Below are 26,594 nucleotides of genomic sequence, written 5' to 3'. Positions count from 1 at the left end.
ATTAGAGAATCAGCATTTAGGCATCGTTCCTAACATCCCACTTAAAAAAGCTATGTATGTCCTCGACTAACCTACATACAGCAGGAGATAGATATCGATCTTTCAAAAAAGCCAGATAAACAGTCCTTTCCAAAAAATTTGAATCAATCGGACGAATGGCAGTATTGGGGGTTGCAGCGGATTTTATATAGCTTTCCGGTAAAATTGTAACCCCAAGCCCTTCTTCCACCAAACTGCAAGCCGTTTCAAGCCTTTCTATTTCGTATAGTATATTTGGAATTGCATTTTCATCCTTAAATGCTCTTAAGATATCATCTCTTGTTTGAAATCCAGTTGTACTGATGATCAATTCTTTTTTTGCAATGTCTTGGAAAGTGATGGACTCTTTTTCATTTAACTCGTCATCTTTATGGATCAAAAGCATGAATTTTTCATTATAAAGGGGAGTGGACAGAATTTCATCGTTGTTGATGGGCTGGTTCGTGATGGTGAAATGAACATTATACCGAGTCAACGAATCGAAAACTTTCTCTTCCCCTAATATTTCCCTTACTTTTATATGAATATTAGGATAATTGGTTTTAAAATTCCTGATTATCTTCGGGAACCAAAATTTGAATGATTCTATGGAACCTATAGATACTGTTCCGCTTCCAACATCTTTCATTTCCTTAAGCTCAACTTGCATATTATCGAATCTTCTTAACAGATCAACAGATCTCGTATAAAAAAGACCCCCTGCTTCCGTAAGCTCAAGACCCCTTGTATTACGTTCCAAAAGCTGTAAACTAACTTCATTTTCTAATTTCATTATGGCATTACTTAGGGAAGGTTGTGATATATGCAGCATTTTTGCCGCTTTTGAGAAATTCTTTTCCTGGACGGTGGTAGTGAAATACCGAAGTTGACGAAGATCCATTTATTCTCCTTTCTATAGCTTTAAACTATATATATATTGAATTTTTGTATTGGTAATTATATATTATCTCATTTATAATTTTAAAAAAAGATATTTCGGAATTTTTTAAATAAAGGAGAAATTATGTATACTAATCCGACTTCAAAATATTGGAATGGAAGAATTGATTCCCAATCTGACATGGATAGCTTCAGATACCACCAAAGAGTACGCTTGGCTTCGATATCGGAATTAGCCATCTCTTCCAATGCATCAAAGACCTTTGGGTTGATTGGCTTCAAATGTGATGAAGGCGTCAAAAGGAATAAAGGCAGGATTGGTGCTGCAGAGGGTCCTGATCATATTAGGCAGTACTTGGCGAAATTACCCTGTCATTTACCGTCCCAAACCGAGCTGGTGGATGCTGGCGATGTAATATGTGAAAGTACGGAAATGGAGGCCGCCCAATTCGAACTGGGATCGGCTGTTGACCGGATATTGGAGACTAAAGCGATTCCTATCATACTTGGGGGAGGGCACGAAACCCTGTATGGCCATTATCTTGGGATAAGGAAATCCATTGGACCAAAAGCTAGATTGGGGATCATTAATATTGACGCGCACTTTGATATGAGGCCTTATGAAAAAGAAAGTTCATCAGGAACAATGTTTAAGCAGATTTTGGACGAAGATCAAAGTTGTGGATATTTATGTGTCGGAATTCAGAAGCAGGGGAATACGAAGGCACTGTTTGAAACCGCTGAGAGAAGTAAGGTCGACTACATATTGGAAGAAGATTTGTCATTGAACGAAATGGATGAAACAAAGAGGCGGATAAATGAATTCGTTAATAAAAATGACTACATTATGCTTACATTATGTACGGACGTTATTGATTCAGCCTACGCACCTGGGGTAAGTGCACCATCGCCGTTTGGAATGAATCCGAAATTGGTCCGTGCGATTATTAGGCATATCGTATCGAATGAAAAGATCCTCTCCTTTGACATTTCGGAAGTGAATCCTTCGTTGGACGAAAATAATAAAACCGTAACATTGGCAGCACATTTAATAAATGAAGTTTTGCTGCATTTTAAATAATGAATGGACATGGAAGAGGGGCAATTCCAATTTGGTCCTTCCAGCATTCCTCAATGTTATCTCCATGATCAATTATCAGTATTGAAGCTAAAACCTTTGACAGCACCCAGACTGTCCGTGAATCATTCATGGACAGTCTTTTTTACGCCTCCTTTACACGGGTTAATGGTCCCGGCCATTGCTTCACTCCCCGTTATAGGATTAACCATGACTCTGCCAAAGTTCACTACTGATACTTGTGGGTTTTTGGTTTATAATAACAACCATCTAGGGGGGATTTTTTATGAATGAATATAAAGTGACGGTCAGGAATGGCAGTACCTTGATCTTGTCGGAAATCATTAAAGCTGAAGATGAAAGAGAAGTCCTTGGAACTCTTTTGATTTCCAGCGAATTATTTAATCAACCATTTACCGACATCAGGATTTTAGAACGCTGATTTGTGCCTGTCCGTTCGATTTGTTACACTGTAATAAATTCTAATACGGTAGGCGATAGTATGTGTGGACGTTTTACCCTTTTCACTGACATTGAAGAAATAAAAGATCGGTTTGATATTCAAGGATCGTTTGATGAGGAATACCAATTCAGCTACAATATTGCTCCCTCCCAATCCGTGCTCTCCGTCATTAATGACGGGGCAAGGAATCGACTTGGATATCTTCGGTGGGGACTCATTCCTTTCTGGGCTAAAGACGAAAAAGTGGGCTACAAAATGATCAATGCCAGAGCGGAAACCATTGCTGAGAAAGCAAGCTTCAGGAATGCGTATAAAAAGAAGAGATGCTTGATAATCGCTGACTCTTTTTATGAATGGAAGAAGACACCGGAAAGAAAAATACCGATGCGAATAAAACTGAAGAATCATGCTCCATTTGGAATGGCGGGTATCTGGGAATCCTGGAAATCTCCTGAAGGCATCAGCGTCTATTCGTGCTCCGTTATAACAACCGTTCCTAATGAGCTAATGACCAGCATTCATGATCGTATGCCTGTCATCCTTAAACCAGAAGATGAAAAAGATTGGTTGAATCCAACCAATAATGATCCTGCATATCTGCAGCAGTATTTAAAGTCATTCGATTCGGAACAGATGGAAGCCTTTGAGGTATCGACTGATGTGAACTCGACCAAAAATAATTCATCTAACCTAATACAACAAATTTGCTGAGAGGTCATTAGACCTCTTTTTTATATGAATTCCGTCCCGATAAATGGCTATATGCGGGGTTTTATCTAAATATCACAAGAGCTTCGTATTGAAAATAACTGATTAACTGCACATGTCAAGACTCTTTATAATCAGTAAGGAGTGCATGTGAAAAAATTTAAAATTAAACCTTGCGAAAATTGACAAAATGCTGTACTCTTATATTTGCTTTTCAAAACGACTTTCGATGTCACTTTCAGAAACTAGATTGGTTTCGGCAGGTTTCCAGCCTGGTACTTTTCTGGTAGACATCGTAATTTTTGATAAATTATATAATTTAGATCTTCTTATCAAGAGAGACGGAGGGACTGGCCCGAAGATGTCTCGGCAGCGGACTTAATAGGAGTGCTGTGCCAAATCCAGCAGGCTGATTTTCGCCTGAAAGATAAGAAGGGTGTTTTTTATAAATTAAAAGACCTCTTCTTGTTGTTAAATAGAAGGGGTCTTTTTTATGCTGACAGTTTTTTTGCTATAGCTCCATGACTTGATAATCAAGTTCAAACTGGTGTTATTTGCGAAAACTGTTAATAGAATAAGAGCTGTGACACATGTCGCGGGAAAAATAAAAAGAGGTGTACATCATGAGTGCAAACAATAAAGGGAATCCATGGGCATTGATCCCATTTGTCGTATTTTTAATTTTATTTATAGGGTCCGGAATCATCACTAAAGATTTTTATTCATTTCCGGTGATTGTAGCGATTTCAATTGCTTCGGCAGCTGCATTGGCAATGAATCGGAAAGAGACATTCAATCAAAAGGTTGATATTTTCTGTAAAGGTGCCGGGGACGCCAATATTATGTTAATGGTTATCATTTTCCTTTTAGCTGGCGCTTTTGCCGAAGTTGCCAATGGCATGGGGGCAGTTGAATCAACAGTGAATCTTGCCTTAGCTGTTTTTCCGCAAAATCTATTAATGGTAGGGATTTTCATTATTGCTTGTTTTATTTCTTTATCCATGGGGACAAGCATGGGAACGATTGTTGCACTGGCACCTATAGGGGTCGGGATTAGTGAGCAAACAGATATTTCGCTTGCCCTTTCAATGGCGGCCGTTATTGGTGGTGCGATGTTTGGGGATAACCTTTCCTTCATTTCAGATACGACAATCGCTGCAGTTCGAACTCAGGGAACGAAAATGAAGGATAAGTTTAAAGTAAATTTTTTCATCGTTTTACCTGCGGCCATCATCACATGTGCCATCCTAGGAATTTTAACGATGGGTGAACAAGCCGACATCTCCCAACAGTCTTATAATTGGGTGAAGATTCTTCCATATCTTTGCGTATTGATCACTGCATTGGCAGGAGTCAATGTGTTCTTGGTCCTTTCCATCGGAATCGTATTTGCCGGAATTATCGGCTTGGTTGATGGAAGTTATCAACCGTTGGGTGTCATCCAAAAAGTTGGAGAAGGAATGGCGGGAATGTATGAAATCTCCTTCCTTGCCATTTTAATTGCAGGTATGGTAGCTGTAATCAAACATAATGGTGGCATCGATTATCTACTCCACCTAGTGACCCGAAATAGCAAATCAAAAAAAGGGGCGGAATTCAGCATTGCCGGGCTTGTTGGTTTGACAAACCTTTCAACGGCAAATAACACGATTTCGATTATCATTGCCGGGCCACTTGCCAAAAATATCGCTGAAAAGTATGGGATTGATCCGCGTAAATCAGCGAGCTTGCTTGACATATTTGCATGTTGTATCCAAGGGTTGATACCGTATGGAGCACAACTGCTTGTTGCAGCAGGGGTAGCAAAGATTTCTCCGATAAGCATCTTGCAGTATTCATATTACCCAATACTAATTGGACTTTGTGGCGTCATTGCCATCCTGATTGGTTTTCCACGGTTTCAGCCGGGAAATGATGAAACGAAGAAACGTACTTCTTAAAAGAGAATAATAAGAAAACACCCTGAATCATTGGATACAGGGTGTTTTCTGTATGGGTGAAATACTAAAACATAAATTTTCAGAAGTCATCATCGCTCTTATGTTAGTATAATTGTTTCTCGGTGTTCAGGAACTAATCAAGGCCGTATTCATCTGAACTAAGCTTTTGGTAAACAATTTTTTTCATAACAAAATAACTGCTTAATTCCGGTCCAAATTAATGATGGTTGTGTGTGCGACACCTGTCATGAATAGAGGACAACACCAACTAAACCGGAAAGAATAATTATATAGGCTGGGTGCCAGCGTAATTTCAATAGGGCAAATAACGATAATCCAAAAACGAGTAATAAGCTTATCGTATGCCAAGAAAAGTTCAGCGCTATCATATTATTGGAAAGTGCAAAGCTGATTGCTGCAAAGAGGATTAAACTAGTGACAATGGGTCTTAGTCCGTAGAACATGGATTGAATAACTGGGTAATGATTCAATTTGCTGAAGAAGGTGGCTATAACGGTTACGAATATAATAGCAGGAAGCAAGATTCCGAGAGCAGATGAAATGGCCCCTGCAAATCCAGCAGTAGAATAGCCAACAAGAATGGCACTATTGGCAGTGACAGGTCCTGGGGACATACCGGAAATCGCGATGATATCAGTAAATTGCTGCGTCGTCATCCATCCATGCTGTGAGACTTCCGATTCTATTACGGGAATCATGGCGTATCCGCCTCCAAACGATACAAAGCCGATAATAAAGAAGGTGCTAAACAACTCCCACAATTCCATCATTCCATCACACACTTTCTTGAAAATTAGTTAGACCCTTTTTTGATATACCTATATGCCAGCACCCATGAAAGGTTCGAAATCATTTTCTTCATTTCCTATATCTTTTCTGTCCAACTTGACATCGTAACCTAATTTTCTCTTAATGGTGATGGTCACAATACCAGCAAAAGCTCCTGCTAATATAACCATCACAGGGTGCAGAAAGAAAAGGACTGGAATTCCTACTATTAAAATACAGAAAGTTGTTTTGTCTACAATAGCCGTTTTTCCAATCTTGATAGCCGCATAGGCGATGATGGCTACTATGGAAGCTCTGATCGATACGAATGCGGATTCTATCTTCGGGTTATCATGAATGAAAAAATACAAAATGCCGAGGAGCAGAACAATTAAAAAGGTAGGTAATGAAACACCGATCATGGCTGCCAATGCCCCCTTCATTCCGGCAATCCGATGGCCGATAAAGGTGGCGGAGTTAATGGCGACAGCTCCCGGTACGGACTGAGATAACGCAAAAACATCCGTAACTTCTTCGCTTTTCATCCATTTTCTCTTTTCGACCACTTCTTTTTCGATTAAAGGGATCATCGCAAACCCGCCTCCGAATGTGACAGGTGCTATTTTAAAAAAGGTCCAAAATAATTGGAATAGAATTTTCCATTGCCCTTTCATTGACATCAGTCACTTCCTTTGCATGCTTTGTTTAAATCTTATTATTAACATATCAAAGAAAAAGGGATGGGTAAATTGCAACAAAATCATCGGGTATAACAAAACGTTATACCCAGAAGATTTATCCGTTTTATAAAGAATGCCGCCTAGCCTCAGTATGTATCACACTATTTTCATTTCACCATTTACCTAATGATGCTATCATTTTAATAAACTATCAAAAAACATGGAGGTCGTTTTCTTGAAATTGGAAAATCTGAAAATGTTTTGTTTAGTGGTGGATGAAGGAAGTATAAGCCAGGCAGCTAGGTTAAGTTTCCTATCTCAACCCGCTGTAACACGTCAAATCCATCAACTGGAAAATTATTATAACACTTTGTTATTTGACCGTGAGGAAGGAAGGCTGAGAGTTACAGAAGCAGGAAAGCTGTTATACCCTTTTGCAAAAGCTATTGTAAATGACTTCAACCATTCAAAAGAAGTGATTCAGCAATCAACGGGAGAGTACAATGCAAACCTTATAGTAGGGGCATCCTTGACTATCGGTGAGTATTTGTTGCCGAGCTTGCTGGGGAGATTTAAAAAACAACAGCCTGAAATAAAAGTTACCTTAACGATAAAAAATACCCCCCGGGTTCTGGAGGATCTTTCAAACGATGTCATTGATTTGGCCTTGGTGGAAGGACTTGTGGAAAACACCGATTTTATTGTAGACAAGTTCGCCGAAGACGAATTGATATTGGTATGTCCATCCGACCACCCATGGAAAGACAGAAAAGAAATTCAGCTAGAGGAATTGGGAAATGAAAGGATGATTTGGCGTGAATCCATTTCCGGAACTCGGCTTATCGTAGAAAACATGTTAAGGGAGCATGGGGTTTTAGAAAAAATAGAAAGCTACATGGAGATTGGCAGTACACAAGCGATAAAAAGTGCGGTTGAAGCTGGACTTGGAATCAGCATTTTACCAAGGTTGACAGTGGCCAGGGAATTGGAGCAAGGCTTTTTGCGGAAAGTGGGTATTTCCAGAATAGAAATAACAAGAAATTTATGGCTAGTCAGGAAAAACAAGCGATTCAATAAAATAGGGGTGTCTAAATTTGTTGATTTTCTTCAATAAGGAATGAAAGCTACCTTCGTTTACCATTACATTTTGGCAGCGTTTTCAGTTTTGGGGAAACGGTGTGGCCCCGGACACCTTGCCTTGCAAAAGTCATAGCAAATTGAATATACAGCATTGCGTATTCATTAAAGCTCTTCCCTATCGGGAGGGGCATTTTGTATTTGGTTCTTCAGCCTTCGGTTAGACAAACAAAGGGATTGTTATTTTTTATATAGGCTATGTTAAATAAATAAAGAAGCTCGCCGAAGCATTAAATGAAAGCGGTAAACAGGAACTTGTATATTTCTTGCAGTCTCGAACGAAACCGATGTCGGCTCCTATTCGTGCAATTGATGAAATCAGGAACAAAAGCATAAAGCTGGTCTTGTCTGCCCACATTTCGACAGCCATTTTGTTGTGCGATTTGGTAAATTCGTTATCAAAACACGTGCTGGAGAGGTGAAACAGCAGCGTTACCGCTGTAAAGCCTGCCATAAAACCTTCACGACCTCACAAACACGCGATCTTCAACGCACCAGAAGACCACATCTTTGGGTTCGGTTCATCGAATGCATGATTGAGGGCTAGTCGTTGAGAAAATGTACCGAGCAATTAGGTAATGCGGTGACGCATGTAACCTTGTTTTACTGGCGGCATAAAATTCTTTCGTCATCGAATAAGAAAAATATGTTGGTCAAATCGTGCCTATTTACTGTGACCGACACGAATACCAAACTTCGGCTCTCTGCTTATTCTTGTTAAGCTAACGGGCAGTTTTGTTGAACAAGTTGTAAATTTAACATTTTAAAGTAAGAGCATTTCTTTGTAATGAGAAGTGCTTTTTATTTTTGTCAAAATTAAAAGGATATTTCAATAACAATAATAATATAAATGAAAACAATATAAATTTACTGTAATACGATAAATAATATGCTAAAATCATGTTGTCATTAAATAAGTGAGGTGTTTTAAATGAATGTTAAACGAGGTTCAACCACTTTCTTAAAGGTAATTATTTTTCTGGCTGGAATTGCAGTGCTTGCTTTGTGTATCTGGTTGCCTGAGATAGCCGTTAGGGATGCAAGGGTACATCCAGATACGGCTTACTTCCTAATCCCCTTTTTAGTATGTGCATACGGATTCTGTATTGCGTTTTCTGTTGCGTTGTATCAAGCATATAAACTATTAACCTACATCGAAAAGAACAATGCTTTCTCTGAATTATCCCTTAAATCTTTGAAGATTATAAAGAAATGTGCTTTTACAGTCATTTTCCTCATTTTGTTAGGAATAGTAAGCTTAAGGGTGCTTGCTAAAGTTACAGGTAGTGATGATGCAGCGGGTCCTACATCATTATGTCTAATGGGTATTTTAGCAACAAGTATCATCGCAGCCATTGTGGACGCCCTTCAAAATCCATTAAAAAATGCCCCAGATATGAAGTCAAAAAATGAATGATTAACGGATATGTAAGACTTTTGATTGTCAGCCAGGTGATTTTTGTTGTACAAAAGCGACGAAGACACTCAATAAAAACAGACACAACTAATTTATTTAACTACGGGGACGATAGCTCAATGAACCGCCTTTTCACCAAGGCGGTTTTCTTATGGTCAAATATCAACATTAGAATTTAACATAGCCTTTATATAAATAAAATTGAAGTTACCATTAGAAATAGGAAATATACTTAAAGTCAAATTAATTATAAAATAAATTCATATTATTCTAAAAATTTCTAAAAAAAGAGAAAGTTTACTGCTGCAACATTCGGAATAGATAACATGATATCTATGTAGAAAGGGGTATGAAATGTCCAAAGTATCTTTTATTAAAGGAATTGTATCCGTTCCCATTGTATTTGTTTTACTGGCAGGGTCTTCTGTTACAAAGGCTGCGTCAGATGAGCCGATGCCGGCGACAGATGCAACAATTTCAGCAAATAAGGCTTTTTATGAACAGTTGAATTTTAAAGATAAGGAAGATTTCAAGAATGCACATAAAGGATTCATTGCGCCTTTGAATATGAATCCAATTAAAAATTCAAAAGGTGACGTAGTTTGGGATAGTAATCGATATTCATTCATAAAAGAAGATCAGCCGGCAAGTTTTACTGTAAATCCAAGTTTGTGGCGGCAGGCTCAATTACAAAATATAACAGGCTTATTTAAAGTGGTAGATGGCGTTTATCAAGTTCGGGGCCAGGATTTATCAGTGCTTACCATTGTGGAAGGAAAAACAGGATTAATAGTTTTGGATACACTTTCTACAATTGAAACGGCAAAAGCAGCCATGGAGCTTTATTTTGAACATCGGCCCAAAAATCCAGTAAGTGCAATTGTTATTAGTCACAGTCATGCGGATCACTTTGGTGGTATGAAAGGCATTGCTCAATACGCTGACAATCCAGCTAAGGTGCCGATTATTGTCCCAGCAGGTTTTAACGATGAAGCGCTAAGTGAAAACATTCTTTTAGGCAATATAATGTCTCGCCGTGCAGGTTATATGTTTGGAAATCTCTTAACCGCAAATGAAAGGGGATTTGTTACTTCTGGTATTGGCCCAGGATTAAGTAACGGAACTTTTAGCTATTTACCTCCAACAATGGAAGTGAAGGATGATATTCAAACGGTGGAAATAGACGGAATTACATTTAAATTTTTATTGACGCCGGATTCGGAAGCTCCATCTGAAATGCATTATTATATCAATGATTACAAAACTTTAGTGGTAGCGGAAAACACCGGACACACGTTACATAATATTTATACATTAAGGGGAGCTAAAACCAGAGATACCCTAAAATGGGTGAAAGCACTTGATGAAACAGTTGATCTGTTTGGAAACGAAGATATAGATGCTATGGTTACGGCCCATACATGGCCCATATGGGGAAGGGACGATGTTCTGGAGCAGTTGGAAAGTCAGCGTGATTTGTACAAATATATTCATGACCAAACCATACGATTAGCTAATTTAGGTCTTACACCTGATGAAATCGCGGAAGAGTTAAAGCTTCCTGAAAAGTTGGATAAAGTCTGGGCCAATCGGGGGTATTACGGAACATTGAAACACAACGTAAAAGCGGTGTACAACTTTTATTTAGGATATTTCAACGGTAATCCATCCGACTTGGATCCATTACCACAAGAGGAATCGGGCGTTAAATATGTACAATATATGGGTGGGGAAAAGAAGGTCATTAAACAGGCAAAACTTGATTATAAAAGAGGGGAATATCGCTGGGTGGCTCAAGTCTTAAAGCATGTCGTCATGGCCAACCCGAAAAATACAGAAGCAAAAAATTTATTGGCTAAAGCTTATGAGCAATTAGGATACACAGCTGAATCTTCTGTGTGGCGTAATTTCTATCTTACCGGCGCAGACGAGTTAAGGAATGGTGTGGCAGACTCGAAGGGAAGTGGAGGAATGATGAATCTCGATACGCTGCTCAATATGCCAATGGAAGATTTCCTGAAATTCTTGTCCATTAAATTAAATGGAATGAAAGCGGAAAATAAAAATATGACATTCAATTTGACATTTACAGATTCGAAAACCAATTACACGATCGATTTGAATAATTCTGTATTGAACTTCAAAAAAGGGAAAACGGCGTCCAACCCTGATGCAGCATTAACATTAGATAGAATAACCTTCTATCAGATTGCTCTGGGACGTGAAGATTTATCCAAAATGGAAGCAGCCGGTAAAGTTGCCATTTCCGGTGATAAAAAACAGTTTGAAGATTTCCTGACTTTGCTGGATCAATTCCAACCAAAGGTTAATATCGTAACTCCGTGATAATCAACCACTTCATATTCTGAAACCAGGATGGGTCGGTTACCCACGAGTCTACTTTGTAGTCTCGTGGGTTTGAATGTATTAATTAATCCTGTAGGCATCCTGTTTCGTTTTTAATTTTTTATAAAACGCTCCTAATAGTTACAGAACAAAAGTCAATAACCGTAAAAAGAAAATTTCGAGTTTTGTAATTCGAAAGGAATTGTAAGCGCTTCCTATGTGGCTGAGGTTTTGTGAAAATATAAAAAAATGGAGTGATGGGGAATGCAGTTATATGCAAGTAAGAAACGAAAAATAATGATTAGCGGCCTTTTATTTGTTGGAATGATTTTAAGTTTTTTTGATCGCGTTGCCATAAATGTCGGGATTATTCCTATTGCAGATGAGTTTCATCTCAATACGTCCCAGACAGGTATTTTAATTAGTATATTTTTTGTTAGCTACTCACTCATGCAACCGCTTGGTGGATGGATGACCGATAAGTATGGCGCCAGAGTCATGGTTACTGTTTCTTTATTTAGTTGGTCCTTGTTCACTGTAATGACTGGGTTTGCCTGGTCATTTATGTCATTATTATTCATCCGTTTTCTGTTCGGGTTAGGTGAAGGGCCTTTCTATCCTGCCAGTATGTCCACTATAAGAGATAACTTCCCTGAAGAAGAACGGGGCCGGGCAAATTCGTTTTTCCTGTCTGCCCAAAATATTGGCGGGATATTAGGTACCGCACTTGCCGCTTCCATGGTGGTGGCATTCGGTTGGCGGGGCATGTTTACCATTGCCGGAATTCTAGGGATATTAGCTTCTTTCGGAATTTGGTTCATTCTAAAGCCTCAAGGAAATCAAGAGTTTAAAAAGGACAAACCGAAACAAAAAAAGGTTGCTCTGAAACTGTTATTTAAAATCGAAAATATTTGGAAACTCATAACATTCAAGTTTATATCAAATATTATCAACTATGGTCTGATCACTTGGATGCCTATATATTTGGTTAAAGAAAAAGGGGTGGATTTAATAGCCGCCGGAGGTTTATTGGCAATCCCTTATATTTTTGGTTTCTTGATGTTTAATGTAAGCGGGTGGCTTCTGGATAAGCATATGGCTAACCGAGAGAAGTATCTTGCCGCTGCAGGCGCTTTATTATCAGCAATTTTTCTCTTTTTAATGTCTAACGCCACGTCTATAGCACTTATCATCACTTATCTCACTCTCAACTCCGTAGCACTGTCTTTCTTTGGAACGGTTCTTTATACGATCATCATAAAATACTCACCAAAGGAACTAACGGGCTCTGCCTCCGGACTCGTAACTTTTGCCGGTCAAATTGCAGGTGCGGTTTCTCCTTTAGCCCTCGGTTTGATTATCAGTTTGTTTAATGACTCCTATAATGCAGCTTTCCTGTTTTTGGTGATAATAGCGTTATTGGGAACGATTGTTGCCGTATCTATTAAAAATAATCAGGCACAACCCGCTAAAGGATACGAAAAAACAACTACAATTATATAAAACTGGCATTCTGCTTTTGAGGAGACGGTTTGAAGTGTCCTGAATCCACTTCTCTAAAATTGAAAGGGCTTTCTGTTCGAGGTATGATATTAGTAATAGGCTAGAAGGAGAATGAATCATGAATATTGAACAATTGGAATATATCATCAAGGTAGCCGAGGTTAACTCGATTTCCACGGCTTCAGAAAGCCTCCATATCTCCCAATCTGGAATCAGTATGGCCATTACGAGTTTGGAGAAGGAATTAGGTATAAAAATCTTCAAGCGGTCAAGGTTAGGAACCATACCTACAGAAGACGGAAAGGAAATCATCCAGAAAGCTCTTGAAGTATTAAGCAAATTGGAAGAAATAAGAGACAGTGCCCAAATACATTCAGATACAATGGAAAAAGAGTTACGCCTATCATCAACACAAGGTTTATTTCTAACGGTTTTGCCTAAATCCTTGGCCTTATTTAAGAAGAAGTATCCAGAGGTGAAAATTGTCATTGAAGAAAAAGGGGGACAAGAGATAACCGAAGAAGTACTGAATGGTAAGATAGACATCGGGCTATTGAATATCCCAAAGGTTAAACCAAAAGAAATTGAGTTGGAATTCCAACCCTTGATGGAAGCTAAAGTGATTGTGATGGTCAGTAAGAACTCCCCTTTAGTGAACCGTAAAAGCATAACCCCAAAAGAGCTAATGGACCAAAATTTGGTCATTTACAATGGACCAAGAATGAAGTCGTTCATTAAAGGTTTTTTTGATCATTACGGTGAGATGAACATTTTGTTTTTCACAAATAATACAGAGATCATCAAAAAAACCGTCGCTGAGGGATTAGCGATTGCCTTTTCTTATGATATTGGAGTTAACAGCGACCCCTATTTCCTGAGCGGGGAACTTGTGGCCATTCCTTTGGTGGAGCTGGAAAATAGTACAATGGAATTCGGTTACGTTCGCTCTAAGAAGCAGTATTTTTCAAAAGCTGCCAGGGAGTTTATTAAATGTCTCGATTTCTATACTACTCTTAAATATTAGTTTCCTATGATGATAGGGAACTAATATTTTTTTATTTACATCAATATTTTTTATATTTATATCATATATCCTTATTTTACTTAAATAATATTTACATTTAAAATTAATATTATAACATTTTAAATATTTAAAAAGTTCAACGAAAATAAAAACCGAAAGGGGACACTTATGGTAACGACCCAAGAAGAGAAATTAGAGGTACTTCAAACAAAGTTGCAGGATTTCATCCAAAATGAATTGCTTCCATATGAACAGGAGCATGGATTGAACGCTGAAGAGGATATCCCGATGGAAGCTATTCAATGGGCAAGGAAACGATCCAGGGAATTGGGATTTTACGGAATTAACCTCCCTGAAACTTATGGCGGACAAAATGTTAGCTTAAAAGGCTTATGCATGTTCAAGGAAGAATTGGCCCGTTCCGGAGCGGTTTTATGGGGACAGGTTATTGGCGAGATTGGCGGACCGCTAAGAATTGGTCAGATGTTGGAAAGTTTTACACCGGAGCAAATAGAAAAATATGTGATGCCCATTGTGACGGGAGAAGCGAGCTGCTGCTTTGCCCTTACAGAACCCAATGCTGGATCGGATGCCTTTGCTATCGAAACAACAGCCGTGAAAGACGGAAATGATTATATATTAAACGGAAAAAAACATTTTATCAGTGCTGCCCCCTATGCTGATTTCGCCATTGTCATAGCGAAAGAATCTCAGAATGGAGAAAAAGAAAGAATCACTGCTTTCCTAGTTGATAAAAAAACACCCCAACATCCGGGGTTTGAACTAGGAGCCATTCAAGTTCCGCTATCAGGAGAACGCATACATGCTGAATTGAATTTCAATCAATGTCGAGTGCCTGCCGCCAATATAATCGGAGAACCAGGAAAAGGGTTGCTGCTCGGATTGAAAAGAATAAACACAAATCGCGCTTCCCATGCAGCCGGCTTTATCGGAATGGCTCAACACCTTCTCGATTTATCTATTGAACATGCCAAAACGCGAGTCCAACATGGCCGGCCCATCGGTGACTTCCAGGCAATTCAGCATATGCTCGCAGATATGGCGACTGAAATCTATGCAGCAAAGTGCATGGTCTATGATGTGGTTGAAAAAATTGATCAAGGAAAAGAGGATCGAGCCGGCACGTCCATGGCTAAGCTGTTTGCTTCAGAAGTAAATTGCCGTGTGGCTGACAAGGCTGTCCAAATCTTTGGCTCCAAAGGCTTGGTAAAAGGGCATCCAGTAGAAAAAATGTACAGGAGTGCTCGGATGTATCGTATTCTGAGCGGAACCTCAGAAATTCAAAAAAATACAATTGCCAAAGCATTATTAAAAGGGTAAAACCTTTTTCGAGGGAGGAAATATACATGCTGCATAAGATGACATTTCAGTCACTGTTGAATAAAGGAATGAAACGATTCGGCGAACTGCCGGCTATTACCTTGTTGCCAAACGGTGAAACGATAACCTACGACGAGTTATGGAAGAAAACAGAACTTATCACTTCTTATCTACTTCGTTTAGGTGCAGGAAGGGGTGTCCGCATAGCGACCATCATTCCAAACAGTTTGGAAAGTGTGATGTTTGGTTTGGCCATCCAGCAATGTGGAGCCACCTTAGTGCCATTAAGTGAAAAACTGGGGAAACGAGAAATACAATTCATTTTAAAGGAAGCAAAACCAGAAGTGGTCATAATAGCTACACAGACACACTTTGACACCTTCTTTAAGTATTTGGAAGAAATGAAGAAGGAAGATGTCCATGTCATTGGGCTCCCAGGCTTTCATATTAATTATCCGGAGGAGTTTGAACTGTTTCAATGGCCCGGCGAAATAAATAATCTAGACTTGCCATTAGCTGAAGAGGAAGACATTGCCCTTCTGTCATATACAGGCGGGACAACGGGTACACCCAAAGGCGTCATGCATTCCCAGAAAGGACTCGGCGCAGCCATACTTTCTGCAGCTATCGAAGACCCGCTGGATGACCGTGACCGGGTATTGCTAAGTACGCCCATTGTGCATTCTGCCGGTTCATTACTTTGGAGATCCCTTGTTTCGGGCGTCCATGTCTATGTGATGGGCTCATTCGACGCTGCAGCATTCATACAGGCGATAAAGGAACATAAAATCACGACGACATTCATGGTACCGACCATGTTATACAGGCTCCTTGATCAGACAAAGAAGATGGACTATGATATGAGCTCCATGCGCAATATCTTCTACGGCGCGTCACCAATTTCTCAAAAGCGCCTTAAAGAAGCTTTTGAAGTATTCGGGCCTATCATGCGCCAGCAATACGGCATGACAGAATGCAATATTGTCATTACCAGACTATCGAAGAGCGCTCATGTATGGGCTTATCATAACAATTCGGAAATGTTGAAAAGCTGTGGGAAACCGTGCATTCTTACCGAAGTTCGACTGATTGATGAAGATGGAAATGATGTAAAACCAACCGAGCTTGGAGAAATTATCGTAAAATCACCAGCCATGATGGTAGGCTATTATCAAAGACCGGATCTTACCCAAGAATACATCCGTGATGGCTGGTTCTACACGGGGGATATTGGTAAATGGGATGAAAGCGGTTACCTTTATATTGTGGATAGGAAGAAAGATATGATCATTACGGGCGGGATGAACGTGTATTCTTCAGAAGTGGAGCGAGTGGTGAACCAGCACCCTTCTGTTGCATTAAGCGCTTGCATAGGCGCTCCTCATCCAGATTGGGGAGAAGTAGTGTGTGTCGTGGTATCACTGCGAGAAGGATCGAACTGTACTAGTGAGGAATTAATTGATTTCTGCAAACAAAGAACCTCTAAGTATATGGTTCCTAAAGTAGCCTATTTTCTTGATAAGTTCCCATTAACGCCGATTGGAAAAATAGATAAGAAAGAATTAAGAAAGATGTTTGCACAAGGTATTCTAACCATCTAGCAACATTGAGGCCTACAGATAACCAGAATATAAGATAGAGCAGAGAAATGCAAAAAAGCCTCGCACGTTAACCTGGGATCAGGAAGTGTGAGGCTTTTTTGAGCTATATCCAAGGTGTGTTTGGAATATGAATGTACTTAACGTTGCAGTGAATGTTAAATGAATAGAGGATAAAGATTATTATCGAAAGGAAATAATACTGAAATATCAATTCATGAATGAAAAAAATAGAGTGTTAGGATATAATATATTATTGTATTGGAGATTCATTACGGAATTTCCTTTTTTTATTGGCTTCACTTGTTTATCTCCTCAATGCATGGGGAAATAAATTATAGTTGTATATGTTTTTATAATAATAATTAGAGTTAAGTAGAGGGGTTTGTATTAATGGGAATCTTAGAAAAATTTATTAGTGAAACTAATGATGTGTTATGGTCTTCCATATTGATCATCATGTTGGTTGGATTGGGTCTTTATTTTACCATCCGCACGAAGTTTGTCCAATTCAGAATGGTAGGGGAAATGTTCCGGCTTTTGGGAGAAGGAGCCACTGCGGAAAAAAAAGGTGTAACATCCTTTCAGGCATTTTGCATAAGCACGGCATCGCGGGTAGGAACGGGTAACCTTGCAGGTGTTGCCATCGCGATCACGACGGGCGGACCTGGAGCCGTTTTCTGGATGTGGTTAATAGCACTGATCGGATCTGCTTCCGCATTCATTGAAAGCACACTTGCACAAATCTATAAGGTCAAGGATGGGGATGCATTCCGCGGCGGTCCTGCGTATTATATGGAAAAAGCATTGAATGCCCGCTGGATGGGCATCACTTTCGCTGTGTTGATTTCGCTTACATTTGGACTAGCATTCAACTCGGTACAAGCCAATACGATTACAAGTGCATTCAACGAATCGTTTGGGATTGAAAAGTGGGTTACGGCAATCATCTTGGCTATGGTCACGGCTGTCATCATTTTTGGCGGGATCAAAATGGTTGCAAAGGTCTCTGAAGTCATCGTTCCGATCATGGCAGGAGCCTATGTGATAGTGGCGTTGATAATCATCATCATGAACATTACCGAGTTACCTGGTGTTTTTGCTTTGATCTTTGAAAGTGCATTTGATGGAATAAAAGAAGTGGCTGGCGGAGTGCTGGGAGCTGCCATGATGCAGGGAATCAAGCGCGGCCTATTTTCAAATGAAGCCGGGATGGGTAGTGCTCCAAATGCTGGTGCGACGGCTGATGTCAGTCATCCCGTCAAGCAAGGTCTCATTCAGTCTCTAGGTGTTTTTGTCGATACGCTCATCATTTGCAGCTCGACAGCCTTCATCATTTTGTTTTCAGGTCTTTATACATCGAAGGAAACGGATGGTATCGTCCTTACTCAAAATGCCCTCGGAACGGCATTGGGATCTTGGGCGGGTATTTTCCTTGCCATTATCGTACTGTTATTCGCCTTTAGTTCCATTGTGGGCAACTATTATTATGGAGAGTCGAACATTGGCTTCATTAATGAAAATAAGGTCTGGTTAAACATCTATCGGGTCGCAGTCGTAGGGATGGTGATATTCGGTTCGCTTGCCTCACTGGATTTTGTTTGGGGACTGGCTGACTTGCTGATGGCCCTTATGGCCATTATCAACCTGATCGCCATAGCTTTACTGGGAAAGATCGCTTTTGCTGCACTGGCGGATTATCAAAGGCAAAAGAAAAGTGGGAAAAATCCTGTCTTCCATGTGAACAATATTAAAGGTTTGAAGAATGTGGAATGTTGGGGTGACCCATCCGATAATATGGATGTGAAGAAGGAGGGCTAAGCTCTCATTAAGCTTACATGTTAAGTCCTTGAAAGGGGATTTTACTTGTAAGCTTTTTTTGCCTTTTTCCTCCTTTTTTAACATTATTGAATATTGCTTCGTTTTTTACACAAAATAGCTTTGTCTTTGATGATGTTGTCAAAATGTTTGGATAATTTAAAAATTAGGAGTGAAAAAAATGGATAGCAAGCAATCAAAAAATGAATCTTCAGAAGTTGCCGGAAGAATATATGATGTCAGCGATTATAAACGGGAAGATCCATTATCCTCTGGACTGGCCAGAACTCACGAACAAGTCTCCGATACTTATGCGGAAGGCGAAATAAAGGCAGTCATTGATGATGTAAACGGAAGAGATATTGAAATTGCAAAAGAAAGATCTAAAGAAGAAAGGTAATAAAATTTGTTTTTATATCGGTTTGATCCCCTAGCTTCTGATGAAACAAGAGCTAGGGGAAACATAATTAATAAATTCTTTCTGTCTCCAACTTTTGAAGCAATTCTTCCTTCGTTCTTGGGAAAAAGTCCCTTTCTGCAGGGTTCCTTGATTGAAGAAGGGCTTGAAACATTTCAAAAACCCACGGTTTCTCCAGATGTGCCTGCAGCAAAACGTCTTCATCATGGAAAACGGAAATAGGGTCCCCTTGGTATATGACCTTACCATCGTTCATGACAACGACTTCATCAGCCCATTGATAAGCTAAATTAACATCATGAGTTGATAGGATAATCGTTTTCTCAGGGGCGTGGATACTGTCCAGCAGAGCCATGATCTGTCTTGAGAAATAAGGATCCAATCCAGCGGTAGGCTCGTCCAAGAGCCAGACATCGGGTTCCATGGCGAGTATCCCCGCAATGGCGACACGTTTTTTTTGCCCAAGGCTCAAAAAATGTGTAGGTCTGTCTTTCAGTTCCGTTACTTCCGTTTGGGCCATTGCCCAATTTACTTTCTCCTGGACCTTAATTCTATCCCATCCTAAATTCATCGGTCCAAACGATATATCCTGTTGTACATTAGCGGAAAAGAGCTGCGAGTCGGGATCTTGAAAAACGATCCCGACTTGCTTTCGTAATGATAATAATGATTTACGGTCATATTTCATTTTCTTGCCCTTAAATCTGATTGTTCCTGCTGTAGGTTGTAAAAGACCATTTAAATGGAGGAATAAAGTCGATTTGCCGGCACCATTATTGCCTAATAATGCAATCTTTTTACCATGTTTAATCGTTAGCGACAGATCGTTTAAAGCGAACGTTCCATCTGCGAATTGATGGGTGAGGCCTTCTATATGAAAAATATGCTCGTCCATTGTTGGGTTGCCTCCAATTTACAAATATCCATTAATAAAGATTAAGCTTCCTAATATTACAATCGCGATCAGCCAATTGCGTGAGGAATAGGTGTAAGTATCCTCGATATAGGAAAGATTCTCCTGATAGCCTCTTGCGTTCATGGCCATCGTCAATTGTCCAGAGCGCTGCAATACTCCTAAAAATAAAGACGAGATTAGTAATCCGAGAGATCGTATGCCTTTCCTTAATGAAACATACCCCAGCCGTGAAGCTTGTGCTTGGTGAATGGCCAAAGCTGTATCTAAAAAAATAAAGATAAAGCGATAGGTCAATTCTATTAAATCGATCAATAAGGAAGGCACTTTAAATTTTCGCAGCACAGATAGGATGACGGTAATGGGTGTAGTTAAGGTAAGGAAATATAAACAGCTGATGCTGCCTAATACGACAGTGATCAAATTGGCCACTGTACCGACGCTGTCATCGCTGATGAATATTTGCCAGTTCCCGACCTTCCAGGACCACCATATATTCGATATCGATGTAAATTTACTTGTGAAAGAAAAAAGGATGGTAATTGTTCCAGATAGTATAAAAAATCCTGGCAATAGAAGTAATTTCAGATAATAGGAAAGCGGGATTTTTGCCGCAAAAATGATTAAAGCGCTCATCACCGTAAAAGTGATGAGCGAAACGGCCATATCCCTTACCGTTAATGAAAACAGCAAAAGGGAAAGTGCAAAAACCATCTTTTCCAACGGATGTACATCCTTTAGCCCATTAAAATAGGCATATTTATCAATGAGTAACATGCTTCGATTTTTCTGCCAATTCTTGTTTGGTTTGCTTATTCCTTTGTCTCATCACGCCAATGAAGTATCCAATGAAACCGGCTCCGATTGCAGCTTGAAGCGCAAATAATAAGCTTTCGGTTTCTGCACCTGGCGGCTCCCAAATACTGTTGAACCATGGCTTGTATTCCGGATGGATCTTAGTGATGGCTTCCTCAGCTTCGCCATCGGCACCGCCAAATTCCGTTCCTTGTTGGGTGATTAACGGTATGGTTGCAAGAATGACAACCAGGAAAAGCAGCAGTAGACTTTTTTTCATATTAACGGGCCTCCTTAGATAAAACTCGCAGCAATTTCAATTCGCCAAGATTGTATTTTTTCAAGAAATTCATCACGACGACTGTCAATAACCCCTCACTGATTGCCAAGGGAATTTGGGTGAGGGCAAAAATCCCTGCAAATTTACTGAATGAGGCCATGAATCCTCCTACCTCGGATGGAAAAGCAAGAGCAAGTTGAACGGAAGTGACCACATAGGTTCCTAAATCTCCAAAAGCAGCTGCCAAGAAAACGGCAAGTGAAAAAGACCACCCCAATTTAGTTGCGCCCTTGAAGACAAAGTAAGCAATGAACGGTCCGCAAACGGCCATGGAAAATGCATTGGCCCCTAATGTCGTCAATCCTCCGTGAGCCAGTAATACTGCTTGAAATAACAGAACGATGGAGCCAACGACACTCATGGCCAATGGTCCGAATAATATGGAACCCAAACCAACTCCGGTAGGGTGTGAAGAACTTCCCGTAACGGAAGGAATCTTTAGGGCCGATAAAATAAATACAAATGCGCCCGATAGGCCAAGTATCATTTTTGTTTCTGGGTTTTCCCTTACTTTGGACCTAATGGACCGGTAACCCAAGATTAAAAATGGAAACGTCACGGCCCACCAGAATATAGCCCATTCAATGGGTAAAAAGCCCTCCATGATATGCATGGCCATTGCCCGGTTCGGGACAAAAAGCAGTAAGATGACAAAATAAATAATTTTCCAATTGGTTCTTTTCATTCTTTCTCCTTTCAACACTTTTAAATTTTTCTGATCAATCTTGAGAAGAAAGCGGCGCCCAACATAAAAAGCACTTCTCTCAAAGGAAAGAAGTGCGTAATGAACAGGAATTTTGCAGCATGAACCAACCATGGGCCATTCTGCCTGATCCGCACGCCCATCCTCGTAGGCTGAAACAGTTTCACGCTTCATGGCAGGTCTCCTGGCTTTGGTTCATCATCCCATTACATCCTTCCCATCTCATTTGACAGTGGATTAAAGTTAAAGTAATAGGACTTCCCTTTACAGTGGCGGGACCGCTCCGGATTTTCACCGGCTTCCCTTTTAAGCTGAATTCCGAGAAATTCAACACCATAAAACTTATGTAATTATTTTGAAAATTCTCGTATAGTGTACCATAAAGAAATAATTCCAGCTACACTATCTTTTTTTTTCGGGACGAAGTTTGTTGCAAGGAAAGGATTTTAACCGGTTTTACACTATTAAACTTTTCTAAACAGTCGGAATAAACTATTGAATTTTGATAAAGTTGTTATATGATAGATTAAGTTAGTTAGAAATGTATAATAAAACCAAATATTTCATTTTAAAAGTGCCCTTGTGTTAATAAGCAAGGGATAATAGGGAAATCGGTGAAAATCCGATGCAGCCCCCGCTACTGTAAACGCTGATGAAATTGTCGATAGCCACTGGCATGATGCCGGGAAGGGACAAAGTAAAATGAAGCGTAAGCCAGGAAACCTGCTTTTAAAATTGCGTGATACTTTTCGGAGGGAAAGGTAGAAGGACTATGACGATTTTGGGAGGATTTGGCATGCTTGCCTTTGGCTCCTCATTCATATAGTTTTTTTAAAACCTTGACTCTAATGTTAAGGTTTTTTATTTTGCCTTTTCCCTGAACTCAGGAGGAAGAAGATGACTACTTGGAACTTGACGGGTACAAAAACGCATCTGTTGATTTGTAATGGGAGCAGCTGCATGAAAAAGGGCGGGGAAGAAGTAACCCAAGCGATTCGCGATGAAATTACTTCAAAAGGACTGGATCTGAAAATCCATACAACCAGGACACGCTGTAACGGAAGATGTAAGGATGCCTGCGTTGTGATTGCCTATCCCCAAGGAAACTGGTATCGAGTGGAAACGCCTGATTTCGGTCGGCAGATCGTCAGTAATATCGATGATGGTGAGTTTGTTCCACAGATGATCTATCAATTCAATGGTGGGGAAATGACCCCTAATCCAGATTTTCCTGCTCATACGGGTATTTCAAAGAACAAAGCGTAAAAGGAGATGTCTTAATGAGTACAAACGGTAAATTATTCGTCGTGGGCTTTGGGCCCGGGAATTTTGAACACATTACCAAACGTGCCGTCGAAGCCCTTCAAGAAAGTGACTACATCATTGGTTATAAAACTTATGTTGAACTCATTCAGGGACTGCTTACAGATCAAACGATCATTAGTACGGGGATGACTGAAGAGGTATCACGTGCACAGGAAGCAGTGAAACAAGCGGAGCTGGGAAAGAAAGTGGCGGTGATTTCCAGTGGGGATGCCGGAGTTTACGGGATGGCAGGGTTGGTTTATGAAGTATTGATTGAGAAAGGCTGGAAAGAAGAAACTGGAGTGGGCATTGAAGTCATTCCTGGCATTTCTGCAATCAACTCATGTGCGTCTTTACTTGGGGCACCAGTCATGCACGATTCGTGTACGATCAGCCTCAGTGATCATTTAACTCCTTGGGAATTGATCGCTAAAAGGGTTGAAGCAGCTGCAATGGCAGACTTTGTCATTGCACTTTATAATCCGCGCAGCGGCAGGCGGACCCGGCAAATTGTTGAAACACAGAAAATTCTCCTTCGCTACCGCTCGCCGGATACACCTGTCGGGTTGGTGAAAAGTGCTTATCGCGATAGGCAGGATATTGTCATAACCAATTTGCAGGATATGTTGAATCACGATATTGGAATGTTGACCACCGTCATTATCGGTAATTCATCCACCTTTTTATATGATGACAAAATCATCACACCAAGAGGCTATCAGAGAAAATATACTTTGAATTCGGAAAAGCAAACATTGAAGCCGCATCAGCGACTGCAAAAAGAAGCGGAACCGTGGGCATTAGATCAAGAAGCCTTAACCGAGTCCGCTGGAGGAGTTGGATTACTTACAAAAGCACCAGAAAAGAAGCCAGCTTCCTTTGAAATGGCAATGGAGGCCCTGTCAAGAGTCAAGGGTCAAACCGTTAAGCAATCCATTCAGCCGATAGTTAAGCAAAAAATGGAGTCGGTATTCGAACTTGCCGTTAGTCCAGGTGTGGCGAATAAACAATTCACTCCCAAACAAATGATGACACTTGCGGAAGTTGTCGGGGAAAAGGGAACGATGGAATACACGCCAAATCATAAAATCGTCTTAAAGATTCCGACAACGGATCCGGAAGTCATTACGGGGAAATTGCAATCAGCAAACTTTCTTTTGTCGCCGATTGGAGATGTACTGACATTAAAAGCCTGTGATTTCTGTGATGGTGAAAAAGCGGAATCCATTCCTTATGCGGATGAAATACACCGGGTGCTTGGCGGAATGAAAATGCCCAAGGAACTGAACATCGGTTTTAATGGGTGTGGGATGGCTTGTTATAGTGCTGTGATGGATGATATCGGGATTGTCTTCCGAAAAGGGAAGTTCGACTTATTTCTTGGAGCTAAACCGGTTGGAAGAACAGCCCATCCAGGTCAGCCGGTTGCGGAAGGCATTGAACCGGAACAGCTTGTTGAACTGATCACGGACATTGTCGGGGAGTATAAGCAAAATGCCCATCCCAATGAGAGGCTTTTTAAATACTTCAAACGTTCGAAAAAGATACAGAATTTTTCTTATCAGGACATCGCTCCCAAAATAAACATAGAGCCTGCGCCTTGTGAAGACTAATCAAGAGGGGGAAAGTAAATGAAAGCAGTTTTGTTCGTAGGACACGGAAGCCGGTTGGCTTCGGGAAATGAAGAAGTCCGTCATTTTATTGAAAATATGATTCCGGCAATGGACGAGCGTTTCCTAGTTGAAACGTGCTTCTTGGAATTTGCGGCACCGAATATATCCAAAGGCATTGATAATTGTGTAAAACGAGGGGCTACTGAAGTTATCGTCATACCGATCATTTTGTTGCATGCAGGACATTCGAAATTACATATCCCAGCTGAAATAGAGGATGGGAAAACCAAGTATCCAGAAGTGAAATTCACATATGGCCAAACGATCGGGGTCCACCATGATGTATTGACGATCCTGACAGACCGTCTTGAGGAAGCGGGATTCGATACGACCTCTGAACATTCTGAGACAGCGATATTGCTAATTGGCCGAGGTGGCAGTGATGCTGATGCAAATAGTGATATATATAAAATTTCACGATTATTATGGGAAAAATTAAACGTTAAATGGGTCGAAACAGCCTTCATGGGTGTAACGGACCCGCACGTTGATGAAGGTATTGAACGATGCATCCGATTAGGGGCAAAAAAAATAGTGATGCTGCCATATTTCCTCTTCACTGGGGTGTTGATGGAAAGAATGGAGGATATGCTGAAAGGCTATCAAGAGCAATATCATGATCGAGAATTCATTTTGGCAAAGTATTTTGGATATCATCCAACCTTACAGAACATTCTGCAAGAACGAGTAATTGAAGCCAGTGAAGGCAGGTCAAGCGGGGCGCGTGATCTGGAAAACTATCGTAAACATGTCGAGGAACATGGACATGCTCACCATCATCACGACCACGATCACGACCACGATCACGACCATGATCACGACCATGATCACGACCATGATCATCACCACGATCACGACCATGATCATCACCACGATCATGATGGACAAGTGGTGGGGACATCAAAATGATTTTGTTCTTGGCGGGTACAAGTGATGCAAGGGAATTAGCGATTGAGATGCAGCAGGTGGGATTCAAGGTGTTGGCAACTGTTGTAACCGAATCGGCGGCTAAGAGTTTGCAAGATGCTGGGATATCCACCCGGATTGGCCGATTAACTGCAGAAGATATGACATCTTTAATCTCTGCAAAAGGTTTTCACGCTGTAGTCGATGCAAGTCACCCATTTGCCGAAGAAGCATCCAAAAACGCCCTTAACGGAGCAAAGGCAGCAAATGTTCCTTATATTCGTTATGAGCGTGAAAGTCAACGGTTTAAGAATGATAAATTGATAGTTGTCCGTGATTATGAGGAAGCTGCCAAGCTTGCCGCTGCAAAACGGGGAGTCATCATGCTCACGACCGGAAGTAAAACCCTAGCCGTGTTCGCAAAAGAATTGGTAGGGCTCGAGAATACCAGAGTCATAGCGAGAATGCTGCCACGCATGGACAATATGGAAAAATGTGCACAGCTGGGCATCGAACAAAAAAATATCGTTGCGATTCAAGGGCCGTTTTCCAAAGAATTAAATAAAGCTCTATATGAACAATATGGGGTCACATTGATGATAACGAAAGAAAGCGGCAAGGTCGGTGCGGTTGATGAGAAATTGGAAGCCGCGTTGGAATGTGGAATTGAGACGATCATGATATCTCGACCGGATGTTGACTATCAGAATGTTCATTCCAGTTTTGAACATGTTATTGCCGAGTTGAATAATCAGTTAAATGAAAAATAGGAGGAATGCAA

24 protein-coding genes, 1 pseudogene and 3 riboswitches are annotated in these 26,594 nt (G+C 40.4%); of the genes and pseudogenes, 18 read left to right on the top strand and 7 right to left on the bottom strand.

Annotated features, from left to right (window positions below):
• Positions 1–16: 16 nt before the first annotated feature.
• Entirely contained in the window at positions 17–919 is a 903-nt protein-coding gene (locus V3595_RS07240; protein WP_485906233.1) for a LysR family transcriptional regulator, read from the bottom strand.
• A 123-nt stretch (positions 920–1,042) separates the two neighbouring features.
• Between V3595_RS07240 and hutG the strand changes: the two genes are divergently transcribed.
• The 4 genes from hutG (at position 1,043) to V3595_RS07220 (ending at position 5,107) form a co-directional block, all read left to right on the top strand.
• Positions 1,043–1,999: a formimidoylglutamase gene (hutG, locus tag V3595_RS07235; protein WP_485906231.1), complete on the top strand. Its 957-nt coding sequence runs from the start codon at positions 1,043–1,045 to the stop codon at positions 1,997–1,999.
• 283 nt (positions 2,000–2,282) lie between these two features.
• Entirely contained in the window at positions 2,283–2,438 is a 156-nt protein-coding gene (locus tag V3595_RS07230; RefSeq protein ID WP_153246094.1) for a hypothetical protein, read from the top strand.
• A gap of 60 nt (positions 2,439–2,498) precedes the next feature.
• A complete protein-coding gene (locus V3595_RS07225) occupies positions 2,499–3,170 on the top strand; it encodes an SOS response-associated peptidase (RefSeq protein ID WP_485906229.1) in 672 nt (223 codons plus the stop codon).
• Between the two features lie 323 nt (positions 3,171–3,493).
• Positions 3,494–3,601, top strand: a riboswitch (SAM riboswitch).
• Positions 3,602–3,790: 189 nt separating this feature from the next.
• On the top strand, positions 3,791–5,107 hold the full coding sequence (locus V3595_RS07220; RefSeq protein ID WP_485906227.1) for a Na+/H+ antiporter NhaC family protein: 1,317 nt from the start codon (positions 3,791–3,793) through the stop codon (positions 5,105–5,107).
• Positions 5,108–5,352: 245 nt separating this feature from the next.
• Here V3595_RS07220 and V3595_RS07215 read toward each other — a convergent pair whose 3' ends face one another.
• Together V3595_RS07215 and V3595_RS07210 are read right to left on the bottom strand one after the other, a co-directional pair.
• Entirely contained in the window at positions 5,353–5,898 is a 546-nt protein-coding gene (locus V3595_RS07215) for a chromate transporter (protein ID WP_485906225.1), read from the bottom strand.
• 48 nt (positions 5,899–5,946) lie between these two features.
• Positions 5,947–6,576 carry a chromate transporter gene (locus V3595_RS07210; protein ID WP_485906223.1) on the bottom strand — a complete coding sequence of 210 codons (630 nt, stop codon included), beginning with the start codon at positions 6,574–6,576 and terminating at the stop codon, positions 5,947–5,949.
• Between the two features lie 235 nt (positions 6,577–6,811).
• Between V3595_RS07210 and V3595_RS07205 the strand changes: the two genes are divergently transcribed.
• The 10 genes and pseudogenes from V3595_RS07205 (at position 6,812) to V3595_RS07160 (ending at position 19,160) form a co-directional block, all read left to right on the top strand.
• Positions 6,812–7,690, top strand: coding sequence for a LysR family transcriptional regulator (locus V3595_RS07205; protein ID WP_485906221.1), 879 nt, complete (start codon positions 6,812–6,814; stop codon positions 7,688–7,690).
• 232 nt (positions 7,691–7,922) lie between these two features.
• A pseudogene (locus tag V3595_RS07200) lies at positions 7,923–8,344 on the top strand (transposase); the annotation flags it as partial.
• Between the two features lie 300 nt (positions 8,345–8,644).
• On the top strand, positions 8,645–9,130 hold the full coding sequence (locus tag V3595_RS07195) for a DUF2975 domain-containing protein (protein WP_485906219.1): 486 nt from the start codon (positions 8,645–8,647) through the stop codon (positions 9,128–9,130).
• 354 nt (positions 9,131–9,484) lie between these two features.
• Complete coding sequence (locus V3595_RS07190) at positions 9,485–11,476, top strand: alkyl/aryl-sulfatase (RefSeq protein WP_485906217.1); 1,992 nt, start codon at positions 9,485–9,487, stop codon at positions 11,474–11,476.
• Between the two features lie 264 nt (positions 11,477–11,740).
• On the top strand, positions 11,741–12,979 hold the full coding sequence (locus tag V3595_RS07185; protein WP_485906215.1) for an MFS transporter: 1,239 nt from the start codon (positions 11,741–11,743) through the stop codon (positions 12,977–12,979).
• Between the two features lie 118 nt (positions 12,980–13,097).
• Positions 13,098–14,003 carry a LysR family transcriptional regulator gene (locus V3595_RS07180; protein ID WP_305160737.1) on the top strand — a complete coding sequence of 302 codons (906 nt, stop codon included), beginning with the start codon at positions 13,098–13,100 and terminating at the stop codon, positions 14,001–14,003.
• A 168-nt stretch (positions 14,004–14,171) separates the two neighbouring features.
• The gene (locus V3595_RS07175) at positions 14,172–15,344 is read left to right on the top strand and encodes an acyl-CoA dehydrogenase family protein (protein ID WP_485906212.1); all 1,173 of its coding nucleotides are present in this window, start codon (positions 14,172–14,174) and stop codon (positions 15,342–15,344) included.
• A 26-nt stretch (positions 15,345–15,370) separates the two neighbouring features.
• Positions 15,371–16,945, top strand: a complete 1,575-nt coding sequence (locus V3595_RS07170) for a class I adenylate-forming enzyme family protein (protein ID WP_485906210.1) — start codon at positions 15,371–15,373, stop codon at positions 16,943–16,945.
• A gap of 390 nt (positions 16,946–17,335) precedes the next feature.
• Positions 17,336–18,763 (top strand): alanine/glycine:cation symporter family protein, encoded by a 1,428-nt coding sequence (locus V3595_RS07165; protein WP_485906208.1) that lies wholly within the window; start codon positions 17,336–17,338, stop codon positions 18,761–18,763.
• Between the two features lie 178 nt (positions 18,764–18,941).
• Entirely contained in the window at positions 18,942–19,160 is a 219-nt protein-coding gene (locus V3595_RS07160; protein WP_137018441.1) for a YozQ family protein, read from the top strand.
• Positions 19,161–19,227: 67 nt separating this feature from the next.
• On the opposite strand, the gene V3595_RS07155 is transcribed toward V3595_RS07160, so the two are convergent.
• From V3595_RS07155 to V3595_RS07140, 4 genes are read right to left on the bottom strand one after another with little or no spacing between them, the layout of a single operon-like run.
• Positions 19,228–20,073 (bottom strand): energy-coupling factor ABC transporter ATP-binding protein, encoded by an 846-nt coding sequence (locus V3595_RS07155; protein WP_485906206.1) that lies wholly within the window; start codon positions 20,071–20,073, stop codon positions 19,228–19,230.
• 18 nt (positions 20,074–20,091) lie between these two features.
• Positions 20,092–20,868 (bottom strand): cobalt ECF transporter T component CbiQ, encoded by a 777-nt coding sequence (gene cbiQ / locus V3595_RS07150; RefSeq protein ID WP_485906205.1) that lies wholly within the window; start codon positions 20,866–20,868, stop codon positions 20,092–20,094.
• Positions 20,855–21,166 (bottom strand): energy-coupling factor ABC transporter substrate-binding protein, encoded by a 312-nt coding sequence (locus tag V3595_RS07145; protein ID WP_137018444.1) that lies wholly within the window; start codon positions 21,164–21,166, stop codon positions 20,855–20,857. Before V3595_RS07145 ends, cbiQ begins: the two co-directional genes overlap by 14 nt.
• 1 nt (position 21,167) lies before the next feature.
• Positions 21,168–21,911, bottom strand: coding sequence for an energy-coupling factor ABC transporter permease (locus V3595_RS07140; RefSeq protein ID WP_137023626.1), 744 nt, complete (start codon positions 21,909–21,911; stop codon positions 21,168–21,170).
• 175 nt (positions 21,912–22,086) lie between these two features.
• Positions 22,087–22,282: riboswitch (cobalamin riboswitch) on the bottom strand.
• 202 nt (positions 22,283–22,484) lie between these two features.
• Positions 22,485–22,674: riboswitch (cobalamin riboswitch) on the top strand.
• Between the two features lie 152 nt (positions 22,675–22,826).
• Between V3595_RS07140 and V3595_RS07135 the strand changes: the two genes are divergently transcribed.
• From V3595_RS07135 to cobK, 4 genes are read left to right on the top strand one after another with little or no spacing between them, the layout of a single operon-like run.
• Entirely contained in the window at positions 22,827–23,195 is a 369-nt protein-coding gene (locus V3595_RS07135) for a (2Fe-2S) ferredoxin domain-containing protein (RefSeq protein ID WP_485906203.1), read from the top strand.
• Positions 23,196–23,209: 14 nt separating this feature from the next.
• Positions 23,210–24,847, top strand: coding sequence for a precorrin-3B C(17)-methyltransferase (gene cobJ / locus V3595_RS07130; RefSeq protein WP_485906201.1), 1,638 nt, complete (start codon positions 23,210–23,212; stop codon positions 24,845–24,847).
• Positions 24,848–24,865: 18 nt separating this feature from the next.
• Positions 24,866–25,816: a sirohydrochlorin chelatase gene (locus V3595_RS07125; RefSeq protein ID WP_485906199.1), complete on the top strand. Its 951-nt coding sequence runs from the start codon at positions 24,866–24,868 to the stop codon at positions 25,814–25,816.
• On the top strand, positions 25,813–26,583 hold the full coding sequence (gene cobK, locus V3595_RS07120; RefSeq protein WP_485906197.1) for a precorrin-6A reductase: 771 nt from the start codon (positions 25,813–25,815) through the stop codon (positions 26,581–26,583). The genes V3595_RS07125 and cobK overlap by 4 nt, the downstream gene beginning before the upstream one ends.
• Positions 26,584–26,594: the final 11 nt, after the last annotated feature.

Source organism: Bacillus sp. CFBP9009 (assembly GCF_036541465.1).
In the GTDB taxonomy this organism is placed as follows: Bacteria; Bacillota; Bacilli; order Bacillales; family DSM-1321; genus Peribacillus.
Note: the sequence above shows the minus strand (reverse complement) of the source record. Positions and strands in the feature narration are given on the sequence as shown.